This window comes from Pseudoalteromonas aquimarina, from assembly GCF_049257255.1.
Lineage (GTDB): Bacteria > Pseudomonadota > Gammaproteobacteria > Enterobacterales > Alteromonadaceae > Pseudoalteromonas.
The window spans coordinates 333,464-350,486 of record NZ_JBMMUG010000002.1 but is presented as its reverse complement, the minus strand read 5'-3'; the positions used below and the strand labels follow the sequence as shown (position 1 = coordinate 350,486).

18 protein-coding genes are annotated in these 17,023 nt (G+C 39.7%); 11 read left to right on the top strand and 7 right to left on the bottom strand.

Going from position 1 to position 17,023, the window contains the following annotated elements; genetic code table 11:
- Positions 1 to 85 precede the first annotated feature (85 nt).
- Complete coding sequence (locus AAEU29_RS06545; RefSeq protein WP_421972571.1) at positions 86 to 1,498, top strand: capsule assembly Wzi family protein; 1,413 nt, start codon at positions 86 to 88, stop codon at positions 1,496 to 1,498.
- 34 nt (positions 1,499 to 1,532) lie between these two features.
- Here the strand turns inward: AAEU29_RS06545 and AAEU29_RS06540 are convergent, their stop codons facing one another.
- Complete coding sequence (locus tag AAEU29_RS06540; RefSeq protein WP_421972570.1) at positions 1,533 to 2,642, bottom strand: glycosyltransferase family 9 protein; 1,110 nt, start codon at positions 2,640 to 2,642, stop codon at positions 1,533 to 1,535.
- A gap of 174 nt (positions 2,643 to 2,816) precedes the next feature.
- On the opposite strand from AAEU29_RS06540, the gene AAEU29_RS06535 reads away from it, so the two are divergent.
- Positions 2,817 to 3,398: an SIS domain-containing protein gene (locus AAEU29_RS06535; RefSeq protein WP_372768018.1), complete on the top strand. Its 582-nt coding sequence runs from the start codon at positions 2,817 to 2,819 to the stop codon at positions 3,396 to 3,398.
- A gap of 9 nt (positions 3,399 to 3,407) precedes the next feature.
- Complete coding sequence (gene hldE, locus AAEU29_RS06530) at positions 3,408 to 4,853, top strand: bifunctional D-glycero-beta-D-manno-heptose-7-phosphate kinase/D-glycero-beta-D-manno-heptose 1-phosphate adenylyltransferase HldE (protein ID WP_421972569.1); 1,446 nt, start codon at positions 3,408 to 3,410, stop codon at positions 4,851 to 4,853.
- A 22-nt stretch (positions 4,854 to 4,875) separates the two neighbouring features.
- On the opposite strand, the gene AAEU29_RS06525 is transcribed toward hldE, so the two are convergent.
- A complete protein-coding gene (locus tag AAEU29_RS06525; RefSeq protein ID WP_421972568.1) occupies positions 4,876 to 5,598 on the bottom strand; it encodes a 3-deoxy-D-manno-octulosonic acid kinase in 723 nt (240 codons plus the stop codon).
- A gap of 100 nt (positions 5,599 to 5,698) precedes the next feature.
- On the opposite strand from AAEU29_RS06525, the gene AAEU29_RS06520 reads away from it, so the two are divergent.
- The 6 genes from AAEU29_RS06520 to glpG all read left to right on the top strand — a co-directional run bounded on the left by AAEU29_RS06520 (position 5,699) and on the right by glpG (position 11,028).
- Complete coding sequence (locus AAEU29_RS06520; RefSeq protein ID WP_421972567.1) at positions 5,699 to 6,751, top strand: glycosyltransferase family 9 protein; 1,053 nt, start codon at positions 5,699 to 5,701, stop codon at positions 6,749 to 6,751.
- Positions 6,751 to 7,308, top strand: a complete 558-nt coding sequence (gene gmhB, locus AAEU29_RS06515; RefSeq protein ID WP_421972566.1) for a D-glycero-beta-D-manno-heptose 1,7-bisphosphate 7-phosphatase — start codon at positions 6,751 to 6,753, stop codon at positions 7,306 to 7,308. Before AAEU29_RS06520 ends, gmhB begins: the two co-directional genes overlap by 1 nt.
- A 236-nt stretch (positions 7,309 to 7,544) precedes the next feature.
- Positions 7,545 to 8,741, top strand: coding sequence for a glycine C-acetyltransferase (locus AAEU29_RS06510; RefSeq protein ID WP_421972565.1), 1,197 nt, complete (start codon positions 7,545 to 7,547; stop codon positions 8,739 to 8,741).
- A 46-nt stretch (positions 8,742 to 8,787) separates the two neighbouring features.
- Positions 8,788 to 9,813, top strand: coding sequence for an L-threonine 3-dehydrogenase (gene tdh, locus AAEU29_RS06505; RefSeq protein WP_421972564.1), 1,026 nt, complete (start codon positions 8,788 to 8,790; stop codon positions 9,811 to 9,813).
- 58 nt (positions 9,814 to 9,871) lie between these two features.
- A complete protein-coding gene (gene glpE / locus AAEU29_RS06500) occupies positions 9,872 to 10,195 on the top strand; it encodes a thiosulfate sulfurtransferase GlpE (protein WP_421972563.1) in 324 nt (107 codons plus the stop codon).
- Positions 10,196 to 10,200: 5 nt separating this feature from the next.
- Complete coding sequence (glpG, locus tag AAEU29_RS06495) at positions 10,201 to 11,028, top strand: rhomboid family intramembrane serine protease GlpG (protein WP_421972562.1); 828 nt, start codon at positions 10,201 to 10,203, stop codon at positions 11,026 to 11,028.
- A gap of 31 nt (positions 11,029 to 11,059) precedes the next feature.
- Here glpG and AAEU29_RS06490 read toward each other — a convergent pair whose 3' ends face one another.
- On the bottom strand, positions 11,060 to 11,455 hold the full coding sequence (locus tag AAEU29_RS06490) for a flagellar basal body-associated protein FliL (RefSeq protein WP_421972561.1): 396 nt from the start codon (positions 11,453 to 11,455) through the stop codon (positions 11,060 to 11,062).
- A 168-nt stretch (positions 11,456 to 11,623) separates the two neighbouring features.
- Here AAEU29_RS06490 and AAEU29_RS06485 point away from each other — a divergent pair, with 168 nt between their 5' ends.
- Positions 11,624 to 12,157 carry a chorismate--pyruvate lyase family protein gene (locus tag AAEU29_RS06485; protein ID WP_421972560.1) on the top strand — a complete coding sequence of 178 codons (534 nt, stop codon included), beginning with the start codon at positions 11,624 to 11,626 and terminating at the stop codon, positions 12,155 to 12,157.
- 2 nt (positions 12,158 to 12,159) lie between these two features.
- Complete coding sequence (ubiA, locus tag AAEU29_RS06480) at positions 12,160 to 13,026, top strand: 4-hydroxybenzoate octaprenyltransferase (protein WP_421972559.1); 867 nt, start codon at positions 12,160 to 12,162, stop codon at positions 13,024 to 13,026.
- On the opposite strand, the gene AAEU29_RS06475 is transcribed toward ubiA, so the two are convergent.
- The 4 genes from AAEU29_RS06475 to AAEU29_RS06460 all read right to left on the bottom strand — a co-directional run bounded on the left by AAEU29_RS06475 (position 13,016) and on the right by AAEU29_RS06460 (position 16,803).
- Positions 13,016 to 13,648, bottom strand: a complete 633-nt coding sequence (locus AAEU29_RS06475; RefSeq protein WP_421972558.1) for a 2OG-Fe(II) oxygenase — start codon at positions 13,646 to 13,648, stop codon at positions 13,016 to 13,018. The genes ubiA and AAEU29_RS06475 overlap by 11 nt on opposite strands.
- Before the next feature lie 51 nt (positions 13,649 to 13,699).
- The gene (locus tag AAEU29_RS06470) at positions 13,700 to 14,611 is read right to left on the bottom strand and encodes a LysR family transcriptional regulator (protein ID WP_421972557.1); all 912 of its coding nucleotides are present in this window, start codon (positions 14,609 to 14,611) and stop codon (positions 13,700 to 13,702) included.
- Positions 14,612 to 14,737: 126 nt separating this feature from the next.
- On the bottom strand, positions 14,738 to 16,255 hold the full coding sequence (locus AAEU29_RS06465; protein ID WP_421972556.1) for a DUF3369 domain-containing protein: 1,518 nt from the start codon (positions 16,253 to 16,255) through the stop codon (positions 14,738 to 14,740).
- A 122-nt stretch (positions 16,256 to 16,377) separates the two neighbouring features.
- Positions 16,378 to 16,803, bottom strand: coding sequence for a DUF2721 domain-containing protein (locus AAEU29_RS06460; protein WP_421972803.1), 426 nt, complete (start codon positions 16,801 to 16,803; stop codon positions 16,378 to 16,380).
- Between the last annotated feature and the right edge of the window lie 220 nt (positions 16,804 to 17,023).

The window sequence follows — 17,023 nt, the reverse complement described above, 5'->3', positions numbered from 1 at the left end:
GTTATAACATATTTATACAATTTTTGCTGCGATTAGTGATCGCCTTTTGTTATCATGGTTGCATAATTTTATAACTTTTGCGCTTATGAAACTCCGTAATTTATTGTTAGTTGCCAGTGCTTTTGTTGCTACTGAAAGCATGGCAAAACCTACTGTTTATTTACCTTTAGGCATTGATGCCCACCTCGAAAGTCAACTCGACCGCATGTTTGTATTAACTCGTGGTACGCCAATGCATAAACCTTATGCATTAAGCGAAGTGGATATTGCACTTAAGCAAGTTAAAAACAAAGATAGTCAGCTCTATCGTTATTTAGTTGCAGAACTAAAGCGTTACCGTGGCAATGATAAAATCAGTCGTTATGGTCTCCGTACAACCATAAATACAGGCGATGAAATGCCAATAGCTAATCAACGTGGTTTAACAAGCGAAGAGTATGCTCAGGGCTTTTTTGAGGGCGTTTGGCGACCTAATGATTTTATGTTAGCGCAAGTGGGTGTTGATTATCGGGTTAAAGAACAAGACTTAGTAGCGTATAACTCAACGTTGAGTATGGCTGCGGCTAATCTTCAGCTAGATATTGGCTACAAAGATCATTGGTATTCACCTTTTAAAAATTCGGCGCAAATTATGTCGAACAATGCACAAATGCCTATGAGTATTTCACTCAGTACAGTTGTGCCACTAAATAACTGGTGGAATCTAGATTTTGATTTGTTTTATACCGAATTAGATGAAGTGAAAGACGGTATTCAATATCAAGGCGAGTGGCATGATGGCAGCCCAGAGCTAGTAGGTATGCATGGTTCAATTGAACCGTTACAAGGCTGGAAAATTGGCTTTAATCGCGTTATGCAATTTGGTGGTGGCCCACGCAAAACAGATATTAGCGATATTTTTAAAGCGTTTTTTGATCCATCAGGTAACGATAATGCGGATGGCGATTTAAGTACCGATGATGAATTTGGCGATCAAATGATCTCATTCACTTCAAGCGTATATTTTGATTGGGGTATGCCGGTTGAAATTTACGCTGAATACGGTGCGGAAGATACATTGCATAAGAGCAACTTTAAATTTGGCAATCAAACCATTTCGTTTGGTACATATTTACCAAAGCTTACGCATAACTCATCTTTAAGATACGAATACAATAAATGGAATACTCTTTGGTATGTGCACCATTTATACAAAAATGGTAACACCAACCAAGGATTCACATTTGGCCATTTTGGCGCAGATAATCGCAACTTTGCTGATGGCGTGCCTGCAGATGTACACACACTTAATTACGATTATTTTGAATCAGTACTGAGCTCTTGGCAGTTTAAGGCAAGTACACAAAATAATGATGGTGAAGCATATCAGCGAGCTTATTCTTTATCGTTAACTAACAGCCGTAAAGTGGGTGAGTATCGTGTTGAAACCAGCTTAACTGGTGGTAAAAATGTGTATGACGAGGATTATGGTTATTTATCTGTAACTATGTTCTGGTAAAAGATGGGTTAGGCTCGGTGCTTGCTGGGCCTAGCTACAATAATTGACTTGCTGCTTTAACAACTTCAGATACAGCAATATTATCCACTCGTTTCTTCCCTGTTAATACCTTACTTGCCTGCAAAGGGCGCCAGTTTGAAGCCGACTTTCTGATAAGCGCTACTTGCGGTAATGAAAGGCAGCTGGCTAAGTGCATTATGGCAGTTTCTACGGAAACCACTAAATCACACGCTAACATCATACTGGGTAGTTCAAAAAAATCGTCAGTTGCTGAAAAGGCAATTACAGCGATGTCTTTTTGCTCTGCACACCAAGCTGTTACTTCATCTAATTTATGCGGTGGTGTATTTAAAACAAACAGCGTGTTGGGTGCTTGCTTTGTAAGCTGGTGGGCAAATTCGGCAAGTTGTGTATTTTGCCAATCACGCTTTTCATTTGTTGAAATGTGATTAATAAAAAGTGTATTGCCTTGGCTTAAACCTAGTTGATTTCGCCACAGCGCAATTTGCTGTTTGCTTTTTTCATTGAGTGTATCGTTTGGTGTTATTTCTCGTGAACGCAGTTGATCATCCAGCGAAACAGCAAATAACCGCGAAAACACATGATTATAAAAATCACTAATATGCTGACATTTTGAAAGGACGTTAGAATCAATAGCAACATTCAGCGCTTTAAATTGGCTGCGATAAAGTAAGCGTGACAGCGTATCTTTTGGTGTTGTGCCTGCGACTTGCGCATTAGGATTAATTGCTTTTGCTACTTTTAAATAAGCAGGCGCACGGGTTGTAGCAACAAATACAATGACATCGTATTGCTCTTTTGAAGCTTTTGAAATTAGTTCATTACGATGTTGTTCTGAATGCGCAATTGGGTAAATTGCATTGAGGTGACTTTCTTTGGTAAGCCACTGCTGCAGAGTAGCATTTCTGCCACTATGCCATGATTTTTGGTGACTTCGGCAATCATCCATCCACACGTCAATTTGCACACCTGGATAGGTATCAGCAAGCGCTTTTAAAAAAGCGCCTTGATAGACATAATCACCCAATGCTAGGTGAGTCATATACAAGACTTTGCTTTCTTTAGTCAGCGTTATTTCTGGTGTGTGTGTATTCAAATTGGTTAATTGCTTTGTGTAATGCACTTAATTCTCCCTGCGCATGAGCCTAAATTGTACCAAACAACTTTAGGGCAAGTGTAGTGATCTTAAAAATTTAACAAACTGAAAGGTAAGAAAAGGTAACAAACCTCGCCATTTTGAGTGGATTAGGTATAAAATGATGCCAATTATTCAAAAAAAGCAATTATCGAAAGGCCTATGGAAGCGATAACAAACTCATATTTAGCCAGCCTAGAACGTCACCGTAATGTGTTCGCCATTATGGAGCAATATCAACAGCAATCACTTTCTCTTTTACAAGCTTGCCAAGAGACATTGGAAAAGGGTGGTAAAGTTATTTGGTTTGGTAATGGCGGCAGTGCAGCTGACTCACAACATTTAGCCGCTGAATTTGTAGTTCGTTATAAAAATGAGCGTGGACCACTCGCATCTATTGCGCTAACAACTGATACCTCAATTCTTACAGCGCACTCAAACGACTATCATTTTGACACCGTGTTTGAGCGTCAAATCTTAGCTTTATGTAAACCAGAAGATTTAGTGATCGGTTTAACAACATCAGGTACCAGTGCGAATATTAATCTTGCCTTAGCCGCTGCTAACAAAATTGGCGCTTATACTGTGGCATTAACTGGTCGTGACGGTGGTCAGGTAAAAGACATTGCAACATTGCCGATTATCATTGCTAACGATGAAACTGCACGTATTCAAGAAGCGCATATGTTTATTGGTCATTGGTTATGTGAAGCCATCGATATGCTAGTTGCCCAAAAGAGCTAAGTACTGATTATGGATTTGTCATATTTTAATCGATTATCTAGCAGCAAAATTTTAGTTGTTGGCGATGTCATGCTTGACCGCTATTGGCATGGCGATACAGGGCGTATTTCACCAGAAGCACCAGTACCTGTTGTGAAGGTGAGTGGCCTTGAAGATAAAGCCGGTGGCGCAGCAAACGTTGCGAAAAACATTGCGCATCTTGACGGTAAAGTAAGCTTACTCGGTATTATTGGTGAGGATGATAATGGGCAGAGCCTAGAAGCTTTGCTGAAATCTGAAAATATTGACTCGCTGCTTATTCGCCAATCAGAAGCACCAACAATCGCAAAAATGCGTGTAATTAGTCGCCATCAACAAGTAGTCAGGTTAGATCTAGAAGAGCGCTTTAGCGAAGCACATTCTCAGTTATTACTTGAACAGTTGAAAGCGATAGTTAGTGATTTTGACCTTGTTGTTTTCTCTGATTACAACAAAGGCTCACTGCACTTAATTTCAGAAATGATCGCAGTGGCTAAAGCTGCTGGTAAAACGGTATTAGTGGATCCAAAATCAAAGCAACTTGCCGATTATCGTGGTGCTGATTTTATCACACCAAATCTTACCGAGTTTAAAGCTGCTGGTGGCGTGGTTGGTGATGAAGACATCATTACACAAAGTGCGCGCACCATTGTGGCTGAATGTGGTTTAGGCGCGATGTTGTTAACTCGCTCTGAGCAGGGCATGTCGCTTATAACACCAAGTGAAAAACATGATTTTGCTGCGCAAGTTCATGAAGTGTCTGATGTAACGGGCGCAGGTGACACCGTAATTGCAACACTGGCGGTAATGTTAAGTACTGGTATGCCAGCACCACAAGCGGTTGAAATAGCAAATATTGCAGCGGGGCTTGTAGTTGCAAAATTGGGTGCAGCAACGGTTTCACCTGAAGAGTTAAGTGCAAAATTAACCCAGTATTTACGCGATACCGGTGAGCAATATCAAGCACCAGCTGAAGAAGTGCTACACCATATTGAGCTAGCGCGCCAGCGCGGTGAAAAAATCGTATTTACTAATGGTTGCTTTGATATTTTACATGCAGGGCATGTGCGCTATTTAGCGCAAGCCAAAGCGCGCGGTGATAAGCTGGTGGTTGGTTTAAATAATGATGCATCAATTAGCCGCTTAAAAGGGCCAACACGACCGGTTAACCCATTAGATGAGCGCGCCACAGTAATTAGCGCATTGGCATCAGTAGATTGGGTTATCCCGTTTGGTTCTGAAGCGGAAAATGATACGCCAGCGAAATTAATTGAGCGTGTTAAACCTGATGTATTAGTGAAAGGCGGCGATTATAAAGTCTCTGAAATCGCTGGTGCAGACTTTGTGCTTGCTAATGGCGGCAAAGTTGAAGTTCTTGAGTTTGTTAATGGTTGCTCTACTTCAAACGTGATTAAAAAAATCCAAAGCGACAGTTAATAACTACAAATCGTTAAGCGCACTAATCTGCTTTTAGTGCGCTTTTATATGCTTCTAAAAACACTTGCCAATCATTCTCTTGCCAATAAAAAGGGCTGTTGCGATGTTTTTCTTTAGCAAATGAGCGTGCTAATCGCTCGATATTATTCTGATTACGTTTGGCATTAAACGCGCCCAATGTGCCTCTATCAAAATCAATTAAGTACACATTTTTGTTACTTATCAGAATATTATTAATGTTCAGATCGGCGTGATTCACACCATGGTTATGGAAACTCGCGATAGTTTCTGCAATTTGCACTATCTCTTGTTCGCAAAGAGAACGTGTTTTTAGAATATCGAGCACACTTTGCGAGTTTGGCAGTGCCTCAGTAATAATATCACCGCGATAAATCAATCCTCTTCGAGTGACTTTTGCCGCAATTGCACTTGGTACTGGCAGGCCTTTTTCCTTCATTTCAACAAGCAGTGCAAACTCTTTATAGGTACGGGTATTTTTGAGACCGAAATAGGCATATTGATCGCTCAATAACTTGCCGATTAATCCACCGCGCCAATAGTGGCGCAATACACCTATTTTTTCACCGCAATTAAAAAAGTAAGTTGTTGCACGGCCCTTTTTCTCAGCGCGAATTAAATCGTTTCTAGCTAAGAAACCGACATCAAACAATGAGGCATCAAACTCACCGTTAAATGATTTTGGTGTAATGATTGATGTTGAACCTAAATGTTTAATTGAAAGCATGGCGAATGTGTTTAAAAGTGATTGCGTGCAAAAAGGGATTATACCAAGTTTTAATTTACGTTAAACTGCACGCATCTATTTATATGTTTTTAGGTAAATTGTGAGTTTACAGGGCCCATTTAACGATATTTGTATTTTGCGTCTTTCGGCAATTGGCGATGTGTGTCATGCCGTCTCTGCGGTTCAGGCTATTCAGAAGCACTATCCAAACGCTAAAATTACTTGGGTGGTAGGCAAAATCGAGGCGATGTTACTGGCAGATTTACCAGGTGTTGAACTCGTTGTTTTTGACAAAAAGCAAGGTAAAGAGGCGTTTCAGACTCTTAAACAGCATTTCAAAGGCCGCAAGTTTGATGTGCTGCTTCATATGCAAGTTGCACTACGTGCCAATTTAGTTGCACGTGTTATTCCTGCAAAAGTGAAAGTAGGTTTTGATTGGCACCGCGCCAAAGAAGGGCACTTCTTATTTACCAACCACCGTATAGCAGCTGAAAAAGAAGCTCATGTACTTGAGGGTTTTCGTGGTTTCGCAAAAGCCATTGGTGTGCCGCATTATGAGCCATCGTGGCAGATGCCAGTAAGCCAAGAAGACCGAGACTTTGCCGAAAAAATACTATCCCCACTTGGCGATAAAGTACTGGTGCTTTCGCCTGCAGCAAGTAAAGCTGAGCGCAATTGGTTACCTGAGCGCTATGCCGAAGTCGCAGATTACGCGAAAGAACAAGGTTTTAGTGTGGTAATTACCGGCGGCCCTACTGAACTTGAAATTGCCCTTGCAAAGCAGATTGAAGCAGCGATGAAATCAAACGCTCTTAATCTAGTTGGTAAAACTAATTTAAAGCAGCTGTTATGTGTTTTAGAAAAAGCGTCGCTGGTTATTGCACCTGATACGGGGCCAGCACATATGGCGGTTACTATGACAACGCCGGTAATTGGGCTGTATGCACACTCAAATCCTGCGCGCACAGGTCCGTATTTATACCAAGATTACGTTGTTGAGGTATACCATCAAAACTTAAAACAACAAACGGGCAAGACTGCAAAGCAACTGCCTTGGGGTACGCGCGTTAAAGGTAAAGAGCTTATGCAGCAAATTAGTGTTGAGAGTGTAAAGCAGATGTTTGACCGTGTAGTAACAGAAAAGGCGTTGTAATGGGTAATAAGGCAGTTTTCCTTGATAGAGATGGTGTTGTAAACGTAGACCACGCTTATGTATATAAAATCGAAGAGTTTGAATTTATCGATGGTGTATTTGAGGCATGTAAGCAATTTCAAGCATGTGGCTATCAAATTGTTATTGTAACGAATCAGTCAGGGATTGGCCGTGGTTACTATACGGAGCAAGATTTTCACGAACTGACAAAGTGGATGGTAGAGCAATTTAAACAGCACGATATAGAAATCAGTAAAGTGTATTTTTGTCCGCATCACCCAACAAAAGGTATCGCCGATTACCAGCAAGATTGCGATTGCCGTAAACCGAAACCTGGAATGTTATTGCAGGGGATTAAAGAGCTATCTCTTGATGCTGGTGAGTGCATTATGTTTGGTGATAAAGGTTCAGATATGTTAGCTGCAACTGCTGCGGGATTTAAAAAGAAAATTTTAGTTAAATCAGGCCAAAGCTTAACTGATGAAGAGCTTTCCTTAGCAGATGAAGTATGGAATTCACTTGATTGTGCGAGTGAAAAATTTAGTGAAAACAACTGAGAATAATTGTCGCAATATTTAAAATGCAGTTTTTTATACTGTATTTAATCTTTATTTTGGATTTATTCACTTTTCTAAATGCATTTACTAGTAATAAGTGCATTTATCTACCTAACCTTTTACAATTACCCTCCTAAATTTAAGCTACAATTTTAAAGCTTAGCGTATGTTTTTTTGCACGTTTGGTGCGTAAACACATTTCCGCAACCCGTTCTATTAGGCATTGGAGACTTTGGATGAGAGCATCTGCATTTTTTGATCAGCTTAAGCAACAGATTGACCAAGTAAAAGAAGATGGATTATATAAAAGTGAGCGAGTGATCACTTCACAGCAGCAAGCTGAAATTCAAGTTGCTTCTGGCGACTCAGTAATTAACTTTTGTGCAAATAACTACTTAGGTTTAGCAAATCACCCAGAGTTAATTAATGCCGCAAAGGCAGGTCTAGATGATCATGGCTTTGGTGTTGCGTCTGTTCGTTTTATCTGTGGTACACAAGATATTCATAAAACGTTAGAAGCGAAAATCAGTAACTTCTTAAAAACAGAAGATACTATTCTTTATTCTTCATGTTTTGATGCCAATGCTGGTCTTTTTGAAACGATTTTAGGCCCAGAAGATGCCATTATCTCTGACTCATTAAACCATGCTTCAATTATTGATGGTGTGCGTTTATGTAAAGCAAAGCGTTTCCGTTATGCTAATAACGACATGGCTGATTTAGAGCAGCAATTAATCGCAGCTGATGAGGCAGGCGCAAAAACTAAGTTAATTGCAACTGACGGCGTGTTCTCAATGGACGGCGTTATTTGTAACTTAGAAGCGTTATGTGATTTGGCTGACAAATACGATGCACTGGTGATGGTTGATGATTCTCACGCAGTGGGTTTTGTTGGCGAAAATGGTCGTGGTACGCCTGAGTATTGCAATGTAATGGATCGAGTTGACATTATCACGGGTACATTAGGTAAGGCACTTGGTGGCGCTTCAGGTGGTTATACATCTGGTAAAGCTGAAATTGTCGAGTGGTTACGTCAGCGTTCTCGTCCATACTTATTCTCAAATTCATTAGCACCATCAATTGTTACGGCATCAATTAAAGTGCTTGATATGCTTGCAGACGGTAAAGCGCTACGTGATACCCTTTGGCAAAATGCTGCTTACTTCCGTGAACAAATGGAAGCAGTTGGCTTTACCTGTGCCGGTAAAGACCATGCAATTATTCCAGTGATGTTAGGCGATGCAAAATTGGCATCTGAAATGGCTGATAAATTACTTGCTGAAGGTATTTACGTGACAGGATTCTCATTCCCTGTGGTACCAAAAGGTCAAGCGCGTATTCGTACACAAATCTCTGCTGCGCATACGCGTGAGCAATTAGATAAAGCAATTGCTGCATTTACCCGTATTGGTAAAGAGTTAGGTATTATTTAATTTGATATTGGCCTGTTTGTAACAGGCCTTTTTTGTGAGTAAAAAGATGAAAGCATTATCAAAGCTTAAAGCTGAACCAGGGATCTGGATGACAGAAACGGCTAAACCGGAAGTTGGCCACAATGACTTATTAATCAAAATCCGTAAAACAGCGATCTGTGGTACGGATGTTCATATCTACAAATGGGATGAATGGTCGCAAAATACCATTCCAGTACCTATGGTTGTTGGTCACGAATACGTTGGCGAAGTAGTGGATATGGGCCAAGAAGTGCGTGGTTTTAAAGTAGGTGATCGCGTATCAGGTGAAGGTCATATTACCTGTGGTCACTGTCGTAACTGTCGTGCAGGTCGTGTTCACTTATGTCGTAACACAACTGGTGTTGGCGTAAACCGCGAAGGTGCATTTGCTGAGTACTTAGTTATTCCTGCATACAATGCGTTTAAAATTCCTGACAACATCCCTGATGAATTAGCATCAATCTTTGACCCGTTTGGTAATGCAGTGCACACAGCGCTGTCGTTTGACTTAGTGGGTGAAGATGTACTGATTACTGGCGCTGGCCCAATTGGTATTATGGCTGCAGCAGTTGCTAAACACGTGGGTGCGCGTCATGTGGTAATTACTGATGTGAATGAATACCGTTTAGACCTAGCTCGTAAAATGGGTGCAACACGTGCCGTAAACGTCGCAAACGAAAAGCTTGAAGACGTAATGAAAGAGCTTGGCATGACAGAAGGCTTTGATATTGGTCTTGAAATGTCAGGTGTACCGAGCGCGTTTAACAGCATGCTAAATAACATGAACCATGGCGGTAAAATTGCCATGCTAGGTATTCCACCATCAGATATGGCGGTTGACTGGAATCAGGTTATTTTTAAAGGGTTAATCATTAAAGGCATTTATGGCCGTGAAATGTTTGAAACTTGGTACAAAATGGCAAGTTTAATTCAATCAGGCTTAGATTTATCGCCAATTATTACCCATGAATTCCATATTGATGACTTCCAAAAAGGCTTTGATACGATGATTTCAGGCCAATCGGGCAAAGTTATTTTAAATTGGGATTAAGCTATCGCTTGATGATATTATAAAGGGAGCATTTGCTCCCTTTTTTATTGAGGTATATATGTCATATAAACATATTTCAGTGTCGCAAACCGCGGCATTATTATCGAATGACAATGTTGTTATTGCCGATATTCGTGATCCGAATAGTTTTCAATCTGCGCGTATTCCGGGGTCAGAGCGTTTATCTAATGAAAACTTGGGGCAATTTTTAAATGAAAAAGATTACGAACAACCTATTGTTGTAGTTTGCTATCACGGCATCAGCTCTCAAACAGCAGCAAGCTACTTGGTAGAGCAAGGCTTTGAAGACGTTTATAGTATGGATGGTGGCTTTGCCGCATGGGGTACTGAGCAAGCAGACAACGTTGAATCAGGTGCGTAATCATTGTGAAACAACTTGCCACGCTAAGTAATGTAAGGGCTGCACAAGGTTTTTGTGATTATCTTAATAGCATTAGTATTTACTGTGAGTTAAAACCCATAAGCAGTGAACAAGTGATTTTGTTTGTAACCGATGCTCAGTTCGATATCGCTTACAAAGAGCTTGAATTGTTTCTCGAGGATCCTAATCAAGCAAAGTACTATGAAGCGTCTTGGCAAGTTGGCTCAACCAATAATGGGCTGAGCTATGTGGGTAACTCACTCAATTTACTGCCGCGCTTTTTCAAGTTGTCACTGCTTATTCAGGGTGTTTCGATACTGTCGATTTTCGTTTATGGCGCCTTTATACTAGGTGGCTTTGAATGGCTGTTTCCTTACTTGCAATTTTCGCCTGTTAAAATTTACTCGTGGCTCACGCCCACCATAATGCACTTCTCGGCAATGCATTTGATCTTTAATTTGATGTGGTGGATATATCTTGGCGATAAAATCGCAGAGCAACTAGGAAAACGCTTTTTAGTGTTGGTATTTATTGTGACTGCGCTCGCGAGTAATTGGCTTCAATTTTCCCTTGAAAATGCAAACTTTGGCGGTCTCTCTGGCGTAGTTTACGGCTTACTCGGTTTTTGCTGGTTGTATGGTCATATTGCGGGTAATACTAAGTTAGCGATTAACCTATCTATTGTTGGCTTTATGTTGGTGTGGCTAGTACTTGGTTTTGCTGATGTGTTGTTTATCAATATGGCAAATTGGGCGCACTTAGGTGGGCTTGTTGCGGGTGCATTATTGGGTGTTTTCGTTGCGAATAGCCATAAAAAAAGCAAAGTTGATTAACTTTGCTTTTTTTTTTACAAGATTAGTGAAATTAATAATACAGATATTTAGTAAACAACACATCATGAACAATTTCTTGCCCTGTTTCTTCTTTAAGTAATTCTTTTACTCGCTCACTGCAGCGCTTACGAATTTCCTCGCGGCCTGTTAGCGATTTAACGTGCTCTTCTTGCTCTTTACTAATAATTTCTACAATTGCATCACGCAATAATGGTTGATGATGCTCTACAACTTCTAAGTTACCCATATCTTTAATCATCAATTCAACGGTAACTCGCACATAGCCAAGTTTTTTATTTGATGTTGCAATGTAGTTGGTAATTATGTCCGGCTCGAAACCAAAATAGCCAAAGTTTGACGCAGCTAATGCCTTAGGCGTTGAAAGTGATAATAAAAGTGTAAATAGAAATATCGATAGGCTACGCATTGCGTGACTAACACCTTGTTTTTCCCTTAGTAACTAATCAATAATAATACTTGATTATGGGCTTTTTACTAGTCACTTACTGGGAATTTAATGGAAAATTTAATTTCTCATTTAGCTCATTACTGAGCAGTGCTAAAATGACGCGTTATTTTTTTGCAGCAGGTTATTGTGTTAACTTTTCCTTTAGATATTTCATCGCAGTGGCATCAGAATTTTACCGCGTTAGATAGCTCGCGCAGCGAGTGGTTATTAGAGACTGGGTCGCTTACCGCAAAATTAAAGCAAACATTTTCTGAATTTAATGTAAAAGTGCTGAGTGAAACACGCATTATGTTGACTGAATCCCAAGCAAAAATTATGGGTATAGAGCAACAACCTGCGCTTTGCAGAGAAGTGATTTTATATGGTGATAGCAAACCGCGTGTCTATGCTCAAAGCTGGATCCCTCTTGCGCCGCTAGCAGAAAACAGCCTGTTTCTTTCTTTAGGGGAAAGACCACTTGGTGAGTTTATTTTTCAGCACCCTGATTTAGTCAGAGAAAACTTGATGATTACTGATTTTACCAAGCACTCGCCATTACAAACACTATTAACTAGTTTAGCTATTGAAGCGAGTGATGTGTCAGCAAGGCGCAGTGTTTTTCACTTAGCAGATTTAAAATTAATGGTGTGTGAAGCCTTTTTGCCAGGAGCATTTGACTGACTATGATGCAATTAACGTGGCAAAATCGAGATGCCTACAAAGCATTAATGCGAACCGATAAACCTATAGGTACCTTGTTATTGTTATGGCCAACTTACTGGGCATTATGGCTAGCAAGCTCAGGGGTGCCTGACCTCGGTATTTTAGTTATTTTTACTGCTGGTGTTTTTGTTATGCGAAGTGCTGGTTGTGTAATTAATGACTTTGCCGACCGCAAGGTTGATGGCTTGGTTAAGCGTACACATATGCGCCCGCTAGCCTCTGGTAAAGCAACCGAAAACGAAGCAATTCAACTTTTTATTTTGTTGATTGTATGTGCATTTATTCTGGTGCTGTTTTTAAATTGGCAAACGATTCTGTTGTCGTTTGGTGCGTTGGCGTTGGCGTTTTGTTATCCCTTTATGAAGCGTTATACGCACTTGCCGCAAGTAGTATTGGGCGCTGCATTTAGCTGGTCGATTCCAATGGCCTATATGGCTGTACTTGGTGAAGTGCCAAAGGAAGCATGGTGGCTGTATTTTGCTAACCTCGTTTGGACTGTTGCATACGACACCATGTACGGTATGGTCGACAGAGATGATGATGTAAAGATAGGTGTTAAATCGACTGCTATTTTGTTTGGCCGATTTGATAAAATTACAGTGCTGTTGCTGCAAATCGCATTCTTACTGACTCTGGTATTTATTGGTTTTAACCGTAATTTGCCATGGCCATTTGACATCGGTGTGTTGTTATCAGCATTTTTGTTAGCCCATCAGCAAGTTAAAATTAAGCACCGCGATCGCGATGCTTGTTTCTGGGCATTTTTAAATAATAACTATGTTGGTTTATTTGTTTTTATGGGAATAGCAGCAAGTTTTATTGGCTAGGGTCAACAAAGTTCGCGCTCGAATTATTCTTCCTAAACCATCCGGCAATCGAATAGCGAGTACTTGCAGCGGCTAATACTTCGTGAGGAAAACGCTCGCTTTCAAAACAAATCAGTGTGCCCGCTGTTGGCGAAACTTTCGCTAAGGGTGTTTTTCCTTTTTCAGGGTAAATTAATAATTCACCACCTTGTTCTGGGGTATTTAAATAACACACCGTAGTAAAAACACGGTTAGATTTTCCTCGAAACGCATCTAAATGTTTTTTGTAAAAATCACCTTGCTGGTAAATAGCAAAATGACATTCGTAATCAAATAAACCTAGAAAGAAGCTTTGGTTGATGGCAGTTCTAATTTCTTCCATTAGTGCAAGGTAATCTTGCTCTGCTTTGGTCGTGCCATCAAACCATTTTGTTCTGTCACTGCGAATTTTACTGGCTTGTTGTAAGTCTTGATGACGTCCAATTTTGGCAAGTTGAAATTGCTCAGATTGGGCTTCACATTGCTTTTTAAGATCAGAAATAAGCTGTTCGGGCAGGGCATTTTCGATGATGCTATAACCGTGTTCGGCTATGTCATCTAGCAACGTATCGAAAGAAAATGCAAATTGCGGTGTGTTAGACATAAATAACGCCAATTAAATTAATTGGCGTTATTTTAATGGACAATTAAGCGGTTAGAAAGTCGCTTTTGCAAGTGCTATTTCTGGGCGCGTATTCGCCTCTAAAGTAATAAAATTGAGCAATTCAGATACATTAGGTGCACTTAAGTTATTTTTAGCAACTTGTAGCTCTAAAGTCAGTGTGCTATTTCGCTCCATTGATGCACTTAGATTAACCAATGACTCATCATTGGATATCTTTTGCATCATATCTAATGTAGTAAGAGCAATATGCTTACAATCATTTAGTTTACTAACGATTTGCTCGAATGTACCGAGGCGTAAAGAGTCCAACTTATTTAGATTACTCGCGGCTTGATTGATTAACTTACTAAGCGCTTGATTTGTACTAACCGTTGCGAGAATAGGTAACTCATTAAGCTGTGCTAATCGGATATTACTGCTTTGTAAAATAGGGTGATCTTTATGGCAAAAGAGCACCACTTGTTCAGGCAGGTTAATAAACTCACCTGTATTGGCAGCTATTGGAGAATTAATTGCTAAATCAAGTTGTCCATTGCGTACATTTTCGGCCAAGGTATCAGCATCTTGTAGCTGCATTTCAATTGAAATATTAGGGAATTGCTGCATAAATTTACCACAAGCTTGTGGCACTAAACCTATTGCTTCAGGACTATAACCAATAACGATCTTTTCGTGTTTATTGGTAGCGAATTTGCTTAGTTTTTGTTGGAGTAACGCATGATTATCAAGTGCTTGCTGGCAGTATTGTAGGAAAACTTCACCCGCAGGAGTCAGTTTTACTGAACGTGTTGAACGTGTTAGTAAATCACAGCCTAAATCAAGTTCTAATGTTTGAATGCTTCGTGTTAACGCAGAAGTGCTTAAGTTGCTTACTTCCGCTGCCTTGCGAAAATGTTGATGATGTGCAAGTGCAATAAATTGTTCAAATTGCTCTATACGCATGGTTACTCCTGTAAACTAATCCGTGTATCAGCTTATAAGAACACAAATAAGGTACAAATACCATTGCTAATGTGTAATTAATTATTATTAGCTGATATAAAGAAAAGTGTACAAAGCCACATGAATTTAATCAGGAAATTGATCTCTAATCGCTAGGAAATCGTCAAGGTTATCAAGGAATATTTCAATTAGCTTAGGGTCAAATTGTTTACCCTTTTCTTCTTTCAATAAATCAATGATTTTTTCGAGCGGCCATGCAGGTTTATAGCAACGTTCACTGCCAAGAGCATCAAACACATCTGCTAATGCAGTAATTCGCCCTGAAATATCAATACTTTCACCACTGAGCTTTTGTGGATAGCCATTGCCATCCCATCTTTCATGATGTTCGTAGGCAATTGTTGCACCTTGTTTTAATATTTCATTGGTTGAGTTTTTCAAAATATCGAAACCAATTTCAGCGTGAGATTTCATTATTTCCCATTCTTCTGCATCATGTTTACCAGGTTTATTTAGAATGTGATCAGGAATGGATATTTTACCGATATCATGAAGTGGTGAAGCAAGCTTAATTATCTCAGCTTGATAAGGTGTTAAACCGTATTTTATTGCAAGTAGATAGCTGTAATGTGCGACGCGTTTTACATGGCTACCTGTTTCTTTACTGCGTTTTTCAACAGCTTCGCCAAGAATATAAGAAAGTTCTTTTTGAGATTCTCGAATAAGCTCTCGTAGGCGCAAATTATCGTAAGCGAGGGCGATGTTGTTGGCAAAGAATTCTAACAGTTGATGATCCGATGCGTTTAAATCAGAGTCTTTACTCACATAAAGCATGGTTTCTAGGCCGCCTTTCGTTGGGAAGTAACCAACGTATTCTTTTTGATTTTTAAAAGATGACTTAGTGTTATGAGCTTGCTCAAATAAATTACCAACCTCGTTAGGTACATCCTTAGTATTTTTATCTGCGCCAGAGCAGGCTAATAATTTAAAATCTGTGGCGTTGTCTGCTTGCGAATTGATTGCTGCGGCGCAGTAAATTTCTTTGTCGCTATGACCCATCACACCAGAGACATGCTCTAAAATTGATGAAGCAAACTCGCTTACTGTTTCGCATTCTAAAAACTTAGCTGAGGCATTAATAATGTTTTCAAGGCCGAGTTTGTGCTGTTCGATAATACAAATATCGCGATAGGAGCGAAGGGCTGAATAGAGTAAGGTTTTAAGCTTTATTGCGGTAAGTTCAGTTTTGTTTTTGTAGTCATTAATATCATAATCACGAATAACCGATTCCTCAGGCGCTTCACCTGGTTGGCCGGTGCGTAAAATTAAACGAATATCATGATTTTCAGCATCTTCACGAATATAGCGAATAAGGTCTAACCCTGCATGGTTGGTTTCCATCACTACATCAACTAGGGCAACAGCAACCTCTGGCAGCCCTTTAAGCATTTCCATAGCTTCTGCAGCAGTATATGCGTGATGAAAAATGAGACGTTTGTCTTCAAATGTGAAGCCATTAAGCACCAACTTAGTTACTTGGTGAATATCTTCTTCATCGTCAACAACTAGTATATTCCAGCTCTCATCATTCGAGGCTAATCTGATGTCATCGATATGCTCTTCAGCAAACAGAAAATCCGTCACAATCACTGCTCTTTTGGTTTATTGTTGTAATAAAGTATAGAAGTAAAAAACGTGAGTAGTGAAATATTGCAATAAATATTCAAGGCTAAACGAGAGCGTTTTAGCCTTGAATAAATGAAAGGTTATTCTTGGTGGCTATCAATAACAGGTTTATTTTCAATGTTTGTTAATTCTATTTCGATTGCCTGACAAGAAATGTGTATTTCATAGAGTGACAGTATTAAAGAATACAAAAGACAAGCTAGGCTCAAGCCAAATAAACCTGTTCCAATCAGGCTTTGAGTTAGAAAAACGGCAAACATGGCCGCGGTGCAAAGTAAAAAAGATAACACACCAAAAAATTGCATGCGGCGAATTAGATTTAGCCGATTTCGTAAGTTTGAAATTTGTGCTTTCACCATGGCACGTATTTCATTGCCATTTTCACGGGCGTTTAATTGCCTAATCAGTTGCGCAAGCACTAAAAAACGGTTGGTATATGCTAGTAACAGCAGTGAAATTGCTGGAAAAAGCAGCGCTGGAGTTGTCAGGTTTAATTCGATTGTCATCGCCATTTTGTATTTTTTGTTTTAGTAATAAATACTTATTTTTCTAAATTTATAATCAGGTTATTCCATCAGACTATATTGTAAGCTAGACTAATGCGCAAAAAATAACACAATTAAATCTTGTCGCAAGGTTAAGCATCGCAAGATTTTTTGTCTACACTTATCTTTGGCATTTACAATTCATAAAAATGAATGAAGGCAAAGAAAGTTATTCAGTAAA

Excerpts from the sequence above, each read along its gene's own strand:
- AAEU29_RS06545 (WP_421972571.1), top strand. The coding sequence starts at position 86 with ATGAAACTCCGTAATTTATTGTTAGTTGCCAGTGCTTTTGTTGCTACT.
- AAEU29_RS06535 (WP_372768018.1), top strand. The coding sequence starts at position 2,817 with ATGGAAGCGATAACAAACTCATATTTAGCCAGCCTAGAACGTCACCGT.
- hldE (WP_421972569.1), top strand. The coding sequence starts at position 3,408 with ATGGATTTGTCATATTTTAATCGATTATCTAGCAGCAAAATTTTAGTT.
- AAEU29_RS06525 (WP_421972568.1), bottom strand. The coding sequence starts at position 5,598 with ATGCTTTCAATTAAACATTTAGGTTCAACATCAATCATTACACCAAAA.
- gmhB (WP_421972566.1), top strand. The coding sequence starts at position 6,751 with ATGGGTAATAAGGCAGTTTTCCTTGATAGAGATGGTGTTGTAAACGTA.
- AAEU29_RS06510 (WP_421972565.1), top strand. The coding sequence starts at position 7,545 with ATGAGAGCATCTGCATTTTTTGATCAGCTTAAGCAACAGATTGACCAA.
- tdh (WP_421972564.1), top strand. The coding sequence starts at position 8,788 with ATGAAAGCATTATCAAAGCTTAAAGCTGAACCAGGGATCTGGATGACA.
- glpE (WP_421972563.1), top strand. The coding sequence starts at position 9,872 with ATGTCATATAAACATATTTCAGTGTCGCAAACCGCGGCATTATTATCG.
- AAEU29_RS06490 (WP_421972561.1), bottom strand. The coding sequence starts at position 11,455 with ATGCGTAGCCTATCGATATTTCTATTTACACTTTTATTATCACTTTCA.
- ubiA (WP_421972559.1), top strand. The coding sequence starts at position 12,160 with ATGATGCAATTAACGTGGCAAAATCGAGATGCCTACAAAGCATTAATG.
- AAEU29_RS06475 (WP_421972558.1), bottom strand. The coding sequence starts at position 13,648 with ATGTCTAACACACCGCAATTTGCATTTTCTTTCGATACGTTGCTAGAT.
- AAEU29_RS06470 (WP_421972557.1), bottom strand. The coding sequence starts at position 14,611 with ATGCGTATAGAGCAATTTGAACAATTTATTGCACTTGCACATCATCAA.
- AAEU29_RS06460 (WP_421972803.1), bottom strand. The coding sequence starts at position 16,803 with ATGACAATCGAATTAAACCTGACAACTCCAGCGCTGCTTTTTCCAGCA.